A 9122-nucleotide genomic window follows, 5' to 3' on the forward strand; every position below is an offset into this window, starting at 1 on the left:
TAGTACCCCAGCCATTTTTACCCGTCATCGACCTGTCGATGATTTGCTGTGGTAAGCGTGAGAGATTTCGATCTCGTCAACGTGGCTAGGTCCAAACCCTAGTACCCGGCCATTTTTGACTTGTCAGCGATGACATTGGTGACAAGACGGCTATGTAGCTCAGTTGGTTAGAGCATCGCACTCATAATGCGAGGGTCACAGGTTCGAATCCCGTCATAGCCACCATTAATATTGCGGAAGTGGCGAAATTGGTAGACGCACCAGATTTAGGTTCTGGCGCCGTAAGGTGTGAGAGTTCGAGTCTCTCCTTCCGCACCATTAATAGCAGTACCAAACAAACCAGCTCAGGCTGGTTTTTTTGTGCCCGTTTTTCGCCGTATCCCCTCTTGCCACCCTTTCTCTGCCTCACTCCCCCCTCGCTCTGCTGCCATCCGGGCCGATGCGGAGCGACAAAAAAGCGGCCCTCAAGCCGCTTGTCTCTCTTTCCCCTGATCAAACCGGTCAGAACGGGAAGAACCAGGGGATAGCGATGACGCTCACCACCATCACCAGCAGGGTGAAGGGCACGCCAATGCGCACGAAATCCACAAACTTGTAGTTGCCAGGCCCAAGCACCAGGGTATTGACCGGCGACGAGACCGGCGTCATGAAGGCCGCCGAGGCCGCGATGGCGATGGTCATGGCAAAGGGATAGGGGGAGATCCCCATCTGCTGGGCCGTTCCCAGCGCAATCGGTGCCATCAATACCGCCGTCGCAGTATTGGAGATGAAGAGCCCGATCAGAGCGCACAGGGCGAACAGGCTGGCCAACATAGCACGAGGGCCCATCTCACCGACGGCTGCGATCAGACCGCCAACAATCATGTCCACCCCCCCCGTCTTCTGCAGCGCCAGCGCAAAGGGCAGCATGCCGACGATCAGGATCAGGGTGGGCCAGTGGATGGACTTGTAGGCGCTCTCCATGTCGATGCAGCGGAACTTGCCCATCAGCAGACAGGCCACCAGTGCCGCGATGACGTTGGGCACGGGATCAGTCACCATCAGCACCACCATGATTCCGAGACAGATCAGGGCGTGGATGGCCTGGCTGCGAGCCGGCGCCATCTCGTCTACCTCGGCGGGCAGGCCGAGCAGCAGGAAGTCTCGGCTGTGGGTCTGCAACAAGCGGATCAGGCTCCAGTTGCCCACCACCAGCAGAGAGTCGCCCATCAGCAAGGGATCATCCACCAGCTTGCCGGTCAGCGCCTCGCCATCACGGCGGATCCCCACCACGCTCAGACCGTAGTGAGAACGAAAGGCCACCTCGCGAATGCTTTTGCCCAGCATGCGGGATCCCGGAATGAGCGACACCTCGGCCATGCCCACCTCCCGCGCCTGATCGGAGAAGTACTCCCCGCGCAGGATCATGGGCTCGAGCCGCGCCTCGCGGCAGAACTCGCGAATGTCTACCTCGGGGTCGGACATGTCGATCAGCAGCACATCCTTGGCCTGGAACTCGGTGACGCCGGAGACGGTCACCATCACCCGCCGGAACTTGCGCCAGCGCTCCACCCCGATGACGTTGGCGCCATAACTGGCCCGCAACTGCAGCTCATCCAGGGTCTGGCCTATCAGGGGGGAGTCGGGCCGGATCGCCAACCGGCGGGCCCGCCCGGCCAGCCGGTAATCGCGGATGAGATCGCGCATGGTGCTGCGCCCTGCCTGTTTGCCTTTTCCCTCCTCCCCTTCACGGACCAGGGAGCCCCGCATCAGCAGCATGTAGACTATGCCCATCACCAGGATGATCAGCCCCATGGGGGTGAAGCCGAAGAAGCCGAAACCCTGAATACCGTGGCGCATCAGCTCACTGTTGACCACCATGTTGGGCGGGGTCGCCACCAGCGTCATCATGCCACTGATGAGGCCGGCAAAGCCGAGCGGCATCATCAAACGGCCGGCCGGGATCCCCATGCGGTTCGCCACGCTCAGCACCACCGGGATGAAGATGGCCACCACCCCTGTGCTGCTCATCACGGCCCCCAGCAGGGTGACAGCCACCATCAGCAGCACCAGCATGCGGATCTCGCTGCTGCCCGCCACCTTCACCAGCATATCCCCCACCTGGTAGGCGATGCCGGTACGGACCAGCCCCTCCCCCACCACGAACAGGGCAGCAATCAGAATGACGTTGGGATCGCTGAATCCCGCCAGCGCCTCCGGCAGGGTCAGGGTGCCGCTCAACACAAACAATATGATGATCAACAAGGCGACTACGTCCATGCGTACCTTGTTGGTAATAAACAGATAGATGGCGCCCACCAGCATGCAGAGGACCCAGATCAGTTCGGAATTCACACTTGCTCCTTTCGTTCATGTCCGCCATGACACAATGGGTGAAATGGCAGACTCCATCAGACCACAGTTTGTTCTGCCCCGGTTTCTTACATATCCATAAAGGGCAAGGGCCATCATCGCATATCGGGCCCCCTGCGGTCGGCAAAAATGGCGAGCCTTTGCCGCCACCCTGTATCCATTTTTTGATGTGGCTCAGGCTAACCCGGACAAAAGTCCTGCGATCGCCGCCGCACAGCCACTAGAATAGGCCCGTCCCGATCCCCCCCTTTCTTCCAAATTTTCAAAGGAAACGAAAATGAGCATATTCGAGTGGTTCAGCATCAATCACACCCTGGTGACCATACCGCTGGGCGGCGGTTACGCCATGTCGTGGATTGAAGCCATCGGCACTTTATTCGGCCTGGCCTGTATCTGGTTCGCCAGTCAGGAGAAGACCATCAACTACCTGTTTGGTCTGATCAACGTCAGCCTGTTTGCCATCATCTTCTTCCAGATCCAGCTCTACGGCCTGCTGATGCTGCAGCTGTTCTTCTTCTGCGCCAACGTTTATGGCTGGTACGCCTGGACTCGCCCCGCCAACGAGCAGGGGGATACCCTGCAGATCCGCTGGCTCAGCAAATCCAAGCTGATGATGACCGCCTTGGTGAGCGTGCTGGCCATCGCCCTGCTGACCCGCTATATCGATCCGGTCTTCGCTACCCTGGCGCGCACCTCGGTCGCCCTGCTCAACCTGTTTGGCGCCAATCTCGCCACCCCTGAGCCCTCCCCGGATGCCTTCCCGTTCTGGGATGCCACCATGACGGTGCTTTCGGTAGTGGCCCAGATCCTGATGACCCGCAAATACGTGGAGAACTGGATCCTCTGGGTGGTCATCAACATCATCAGCATCGGTGTCTATGCCGCCCAGGGCGTCTACGCCATGTCGCTGGAGTACCTGATCCTGCTGTTTATCGCCGCCAACGGCACCCGCCTCTGGATGCTGGCCGCCAAACGCCCGCAGCAGGAAGTGATCGCATGAGCCTGCTGCCCCATCTGCAATGCCGCCCGGAGCAGATTGCCGAGCGGGTGGTGCTGTGCGGCGACCCGGCCCGGGTCGACCGCATCGCCAGCCAACTCGAGCAGTGTGAGGTGCTGGGACAAAACCGGGAATTTCGCCTGATCAACGGATCCTATCAGGGGCTGCCCATCACGGTCTGCAGTACCGGCATCGGTGGCGCATCGGCCATCATAGCGCTGGAGGAGCTGGTGCAAGCCGGTGCCAACTCGCTTATCCGGGTCGGCTCCGCCGGTGCCCTGCAGCACGACATCGGGCTCGGGGATCTCATCGTGGTGGAAGGGGCGGTGCGCAGTGACGGGGCCTCACTGGCCTATCTGCCCGCCGAATACCCCGCCTGCGCCGATATCTGGCTGCAAGCTGCCCTGCTCAACCATGTGGCCACCGGCAGCCAGCCCTACTGGCACGGGCTGGTGCGCTCCCACGACAGCTTCTATCGGGATGACGAGCAGGAAGTATGCCGCTACTGGCATGCCCGTGGCGTGCTCGGTGCCGATATGGAGACCGCCTCCCTGCTGACCGTGGGTCGCCTGCGCAAGGTGCGGGTCGCTGCCGTGCTCTGCAACGTGGTGCTGTTCGAGCAGGATGTGCAGCAAGGGGTAGCGGACTACGCCAGCGCCGAGCAGGCTATGATGGCCGGTGAGCAGCAAGCCATCGCAGCCGCCCTTCACGCACTGGCGCAATAAGCCGCAAACCGTTAACTGCGGCACATCCGCTACCGTGCGGGCTGGTATCCAGCCCGCTCTCTTGCTAGCCTCATGGCCCTCGTCATCCGGTGCGACAGGCAAGTCATGCAGCAACAACCCTACCCCCTCGGCCGTTTTCACGCCGAACTTGAGCAGCTTGAACCCCGCTTTGCCGCGGCGCTGGAGGCGTGCACCCTGTTTCTGCGCCGCTACCTGCCCGGCGAATACATCATGCGGCAGGGGGAGCAGAGCGAATGCCTCTATCTGGTGGAGACTGGGCGGGTCTCCCTCAACAGTGCCGTGCACTCGGGGCGCCTGTTTCAGCTCGGGGAGATAGCGTGCCAGCGCCAGATCTTCGGCGAGATGGAGTTTTTCAGCGCTACCCCGGTGCAGTGGAGCGTGATGGCCGAGACCGAGCTGGATGCCAGCGTCATCTGCGCTCACAAGCTGGCCCAGCGGCTGCTGGCTGAACCCGAGCTGACCCTGTTCTTCGCCTCGGCCCTCGCCAGCGACTATCTCGATACCCTGGACATCACCACCAGCCGCCTGCTCCACCCCATCGCCTACAACATCGCCTATGAACTGTGGCGCGAGCGCCAGCGCACCCCCATGCTGGGTTCGCGCAAGCGGGCCCATGAGGCGGCGCGCTTTGGCACCACGGAGCGCGTCTACCGCCGCGCCCTCAAGGAGTTGGTCGACCAGGGGATAGTGTGCGATGGCGCCGACGGTCCCACCATCGCCGATCTCGCCAGGCTGCGCACCTATCTCGACCTTTAATCCCGGTTCACCCTTTCAGGAGTCACCATGCCTGCCCATCCCTATCCCGAGTTCACCTTCTTCAGCCGCTTCGTGGCCGACATTCAGGCGGGCCGCAAGACCATCACCATCCGCGACGAGAGCGAGGCCAACTGGCAGCCCGGCCAGCGTCTTTCGCTTTTCACCAACCCGGAACACCAGCCCTTTGGTACCATCGAAGTGCTCTCGGTCAATGCGGTCGCCTTTGATGAACTCAGCGACGAGCACGCCCGTCAGGAGAACATGACCCTCCCCGAGCTGAAAGATGTTATCCGCGATATCTACCCCGCCCTGCCGCCGCTCTATGTGATTGAATTCAAACTGATTGCCTGAGCCGGATTTGGCCTTTGCCGATCAATATGCTAATAGTGTCCCTTTTGAATCAGGGAGGTGATCCGAGTGTTTGACATAGCGAGCCTGAAAGAGGGCATGATGCACGGGGTCGAGCTGTTCCAGCTGCTGCTGGAGATCATCTCCATCGCCTGCGTGGTCATTGGCCTTGGCAAGACCCTCTGGCTGGCGGCGCGGATCAGGGATCACGCCCCCGGTTTCCCCCGCATCCGCCTCTGTTTTGGCAGCTGGCTCATTCTGGCGCTGGAGTTCCAGCTCGCCGCCGACATACTTGCCACCACGGTAGCGCCGAGCAAGGAGGAGCTTATTCGCCTTGCCATCATCGCGGTGATCCGCACTTTCCTGAACTACTTCCTCGGCAAGGAGCTGGAGGCGCAGGCGGAACACCAGCAGGAGAAGGCAGAGCGCCAGCAGGCGCCAGGGGCCGAGCAAGCCAAGGCAACCCGATAACGCCGTATGCCAAAGGGCATATGCAGAGATCGCCATCCCGGCCATCCCCGTGGCACGGGATGGCCAAGTTGTGACCCTTCCCTCACTTTTGACAATCAGTCAATAATGGAACCCTTTTCAACGATGGTCTGAGCCTGTTGATGCCTTGCTCATCTGCGTAAGATAGCAACACCGCTCCCCCAACCGGCCACGCTGATGAACCCGCACATTCTCCATTCTCCCGCCATCGACCTCGATAGCTGTGTCATCTACCAGATCTACCCCATGAGCTTCCAGGACAGCAATGGCGACGGCATGGGCGACATCAATGGCATCCGCCAGCGCCTGGGTTATCTGACGCAGCTTGGGGTCGACCTGCTCTGGCTCACCCCCATCTATCGCTCCCCCAAGCGGGACAACGGTTACGATGTGGCCGACTACCACACCATAGACCCCGCCTTTGGCACCCTGGCCGAGCTGGAGCTGCTGATAGCAGAGGCCGCCGCCCGTGGCATCGGCATCATGATGGATATCGTTGCCAACCACACCTCCATCGAGCATGAGTGGTTTGTGCGCGCGCTGGCGGGCGATCCCCGTTATCAGGCTTATTACGTGTTTCGGGACAAGGCCTTTGTCGATGCCCACCCCATCACCTCCATCTTCGGCGGCAACGGCTGGCAGTATGTGCCCCAGCTTGATCGCTACTACCTGCACAACTTCGATGCGAGTCAGGCCGATCTGGACTGGGACAACCCGGCAGTGCGGGCCGAGATGGCCGCAGTCATCAACTTCTGGCTGGCCAAGGGGATCAAAGGGTTCCGTTTCGATGTGATCGACATGGTGAGCAAGGAGTGGTCGCATCTTGCCATGAGCAACGGCCCCCACCTGCACGACTATATTCGCGAACTCAACCAAGCCAGCTTTGGCGGCAAGGGGATCATCACTGTGGGGGAAACCTGGGGCGCCGATCTCGCCCATATGCAGCACTATTCGAACCCGAATGGCAGCGAATTCAGCATGGTGTTCAACTTCGAACATCTGGGGCTGGGCCGCGACAAATGGTCGTCACACTTTGACCCCCTCGCCTTCAAACGGGCCATGGCCCGCCACCAGACCGGGCTGCACGGTCAGGGTTGGAACAGCCTGTTTCTGGGTAACCACGACCTGCCCCGCGCCGTCTCCCGCTTTGGTGATGACAGGCCCGAATGGCGCGAAGTCAGCGCCAAGCTGTGGGCTATGGTGATCCATCTGATGCAAGGCACCCCTTTCATCTATCAAGGGGAAGAGCTGGGCATGACCAACCGCCACTGGCAAGCCGATGAGCTGCGCGATGTGGAAGCGATCAATTATCGCGCCAGCCAGTCGGAGCTGGATCCCGCCGAGCTGAGCCGGCGACTCGATGCCATTGGCCGCGACAATGCCCGTACCCCGATGCAGTGGGATGCAGGCCTGCATGCAGGATTTAGCCCGGCAGCCCCCTGGATTGTGCTCAACGACAACCACGTCGCGATCAACGCCGCCGAACAGCTGGCCCGCCCCGATTCACCGTTTCACTGCTATCGCCAGCTCATCGCCCTGCGCAAGGCTCACCCCGTCATTCGCCACGGCGACGTCGCGCTGCTGGATGAAGAAGACCCTGATCGCATCAGCTACCGCCGCCGCTGGCAAGACCCGATAACCGGGGCACGGCATACCCTGCTGCTGCTCGCCAATCTCACCGCTGGCCCCTTGTCGATGCCCCACTTTGACCAAGTGGAAAAAGGTGCCACCTTGCTGATAAGCAACTACCCGGGGGAACCCGCCGCCACCTTCGCCCCCTATCAAGCCACCGGCTGGTTGATGACGACATAACAGACCACGCCCAGGGGCGACCTCATGGCCTCCGTGCTTGCACGGAGATTCACCTGACACATCCCCTGCCAATCACGACAGAAAACATGGCACGCCATTGCCTGATATTTCCCCCTGCATGGCGTGCCTGCGTTTTGCTCTTTAGTCACTTAAAAACTTCGTATTTTCAAGCGAATATAAACCGAAAAAAAAGACATTAAAAAATATTCCTATCAACAAAAATGCACCTCAAGATATTGTTTTTAATCGTAATAACTAAAAATAAAACGAGACTGCCTTGTTATTTACAGGAGATATTTCGAGCTATTAAGTCAGGCTTAAAAATCAATTCAAATTTACGGGCTTGTGGTTCCTTGCCCCGGCCTTATGGTTTCCATCCCAAGCGAAGAGACCTTCTCTCTACAGCAAGGTGCAGTTCAGGCTCGCGGAATATTCATTCCGCCATAACAACAGGAAACCATCATGCGCAAAACCGGCGTGGCCCTCGCCATCTCGACCCTCTTCTGGCTCAATTCAGCCATCTCTGTTCCCCTTATCTACCCGGACGACCCACAGCTCACTTCTGAACGGGAAATCCCCGCCCTTACCCGCAGCTTCCAGCTGGCGCAAGATGATCTGGGCAACCGGATCCACCAGCTCCACCTGCCCATCCAGACCGAGCCCGAACTGGTGGCTGAGCTGGAGCAGATCGGCAAAGAGCAGGGATTTTCGGTCAGCATCCATGACAACATGTACACCTGGACCGAAGACAACATGTGGCTGTCACGGGATGGCGTCCTCATCTTCCGCCCCCGGGCGCCGCTGGCCGACAAGGATAGCTACCACGCCTTCATCACCGCCCTGACCGCGCAGAGCCCAGGGGCCGAGCAGGAGGGTCACCACAGTCTGGGCAGCCAGGACTCCCAGGGGCTCAACGAGAGCATGCTCTCCCAGGCCAACACCTTTGCCGAGGCGCAAGGGCACGAGCTCATCCCCACCTTCTCCATCATCGATGGCGGCAACATGCTGACCGGTCAGCGCGCCGACGGCACCCCCTATGCCCTGATCGGCCGAGACGCCCTGCTGCAGACCACCCTGCACCACAGCCGGCTGGATAGGGAGCGCATCGCCACGCGGCAGGAGAGCATGGATCGCGACGGCAGCTTCCACCTGCAACTGGATGAGCAAGAGTGGCTGGGCAGCCCCTATACCTTCCAGAAGGGCCATGACACCGAGGTGGACCTCATACTGCTGGAGGCGGCCAACCTGCTGCCTCGGGATCTGAGCGCCGAGCAGCGCCACGCCTTTGCCAGAACCGCGCGCGCCAAGGCCGAGCTGGCGCAGTACCAAGTGGACTGGGACAGCCGGCAGGCCGCACAGGGGCGGATGTTTCTGAGCCCACAGCAAGGGGAGCGAATTGCCGAACGCTATCGCGCGCTCCATGGCAAGGCGCTGCCGGCCTCCTTCGATCTGCTGGCCCGGCTGAAGCGGGACTACGCCGGCCTGGTGGTCACCGCCAATCTCCACTCTGGCTTTGCTGATGACCAGATAGAGAACGAGCTGCCAACGCTTCAGGCCGATGCTGCCACCCTGACCCGGCTGGGAGGCATGCTGCAGGCCGGCGGTTACCAGCGCAAGGAGTT

The 9122-nt window shown here is 60.5% G+C and carries 7 protein-coding genes, 2 tRNA genes and 1 pseudogene; 9 read left to right on the top strand and 1 reads right to left on the bottom strand.

The window, feature by feature from the left end; all coding sequences use genetic code 11:
* Positions 1-148: 148 nt before the first annotated feature.
* Positions 149-225, top strand: a tRNA-Met gene (locus BN1129_RS15020).
* A gap of 8 nt (positions 226-233) precedes the next feature.
* Positions 234-318 (top strand) — tRNA-Leu (locus tag BN1129_RS15025).
* A 183-nt stretch (positions 319-501) separates the two neighbouring features.
* On the opposite strand, the gene BN1129_RS15030 is transcribed toward BN1129_RS15025, so the two are convergent.
* Entirely contained in the window at positions 502-2334 is a 1833-nt protein-coding gene (locus BN1129_RS15030) for an SLC13 family permease (protein WP_042037525.1), read from the bottom strand.
* Positions 2335-2629: 295 nt separating this feature from the next.
* On the opposite strand from BN1129_RS15030, the gene pnuC reads away from it, so the two are divergent.
* From pnuC to BN1129_RS15065, 7 genes and pseudogenes are all read left to right on the top strand, one after another.
* Positions 2630-3352 carry a nicotinamide riboside transporter PnuC gene (pnuC, locus tag BN1129_RS15035; RefSeq protein ID WP_042037527.1) on the top strand — a complete coding sequence of 241 codons (723 nt, stop codon included), beginning with the start codon at positions 2630-2632 and terminating at the stop codon, positions 3350-3352.
* Positions 3349-4074 (top strand): nucleoside phosphorylase, encoded by a 726-nt coding sequence (locus BN1129_RS15040; RefSeq protein ID WP_042037528.1) that lies wholly within the window; start codon positions 3349-3351, stop codon positions 4072-4074. The genes pnuC and BN1129_RS15040 overlap by 4 nt, the downstream gene beginning before the upstream one ends.
* A gap of 105 nt (positions 4075-4179) precedes the next feature.
* Positions 4180-4851, top strand: a complete 672-nt coding sequence (locus BN1129_RS15045) for a Crp/Fnr family transcriptional regulator (RefSeq protein WP_042037530.1) — start codon at positions 4180-4182, stop codon at positions 4849-4851.
* A gap of 27 nt (positions 4852-4878) precedes the next feature.
* Positions 4879-5202, top strand: a complete 324-nt coding sequence (yqfB, locus tag BN1129_RS15050; protein ID WP_042037532.1) for a N(4)-acetylcytidine aminohydrolase — start codon at positions 4879-4881, stop codon at positions 5200-5202.
* Positions 5203-5268: 66 nt separating this feature from the next.
* The gene (locus BN1129_RS15055) at positions 5269-5670 is read left to right on the top strand and encodes a DUF1622 domain-containing protein (RefSeq protein WP_042037533.1); all 402 of its coding nucleotides are present in this window, start codon (positions 5269-5271) and stop codon (positions 5668-5670) included.
* 195 nt (positions 5671-5865) lie between these two features.
* On the top strand, positions 5866-7500 hold the full coding sequence (locus BN1129_RS15060; RefSeq protein WP_042037534.1) for an alpha-glucosidase: 1635 nt from the start codon (positions 5866-5868) through the stop codon (positions 7498-7500).
* A 462-nt stretch (positions 7501-7962) separates the two neighbouring features.
* Positions 7963-9122: pseudogene (locus tag BN1129_RS15065) on the top strand (hypothetical protein); the annotation flags it as partial.

The organism is Aeromonas popoffii (genome assembly GCF_000820025.1).
Classification (GTDB): domain Bacteria; phylum Pseudomonadota; class Gammaproteobacteria; order Enterobacterales; family Aeromonadaceae; genus Aeromonas; species Aeromonas popoffii.

Coding starts and splice junctions, on each gene's coding strand:
- yqfB (WP_042037532.1), top strand. CDS start 4,879: ATGCCTGCCCATCCCTATCCCGAGTTCACCTTCTTCAGCCGCTTCGTG.
- BN1129_RS15060 (WP_042037534.1), top strand. CDS start 5,866: ATGAACCCGCACATTCTCCATTCTCCCGCCATCGACCTCGATAGCTGT.
- pnuC (WP_042037527.1), top strand. CDS start 2,630: ATGAGCATATTCGAGTGGTTCAGCATCAATCACACCCTGGTGACCATA.
- BN1129_RS15045 (WP_042037530.1), top strand. CDS start 4,180: ATGCAGCAACAACCCTACCCCCTCGGCCGTTTTCACGCCGAACTTGAG.
- BN1129_RS15040 (WP_042037528.1), top strand. CDS start 3,349: ATGAGCCTGCTGCCCCATCTGCAATGCCGCCCGGAGCAGATTGCCGAG.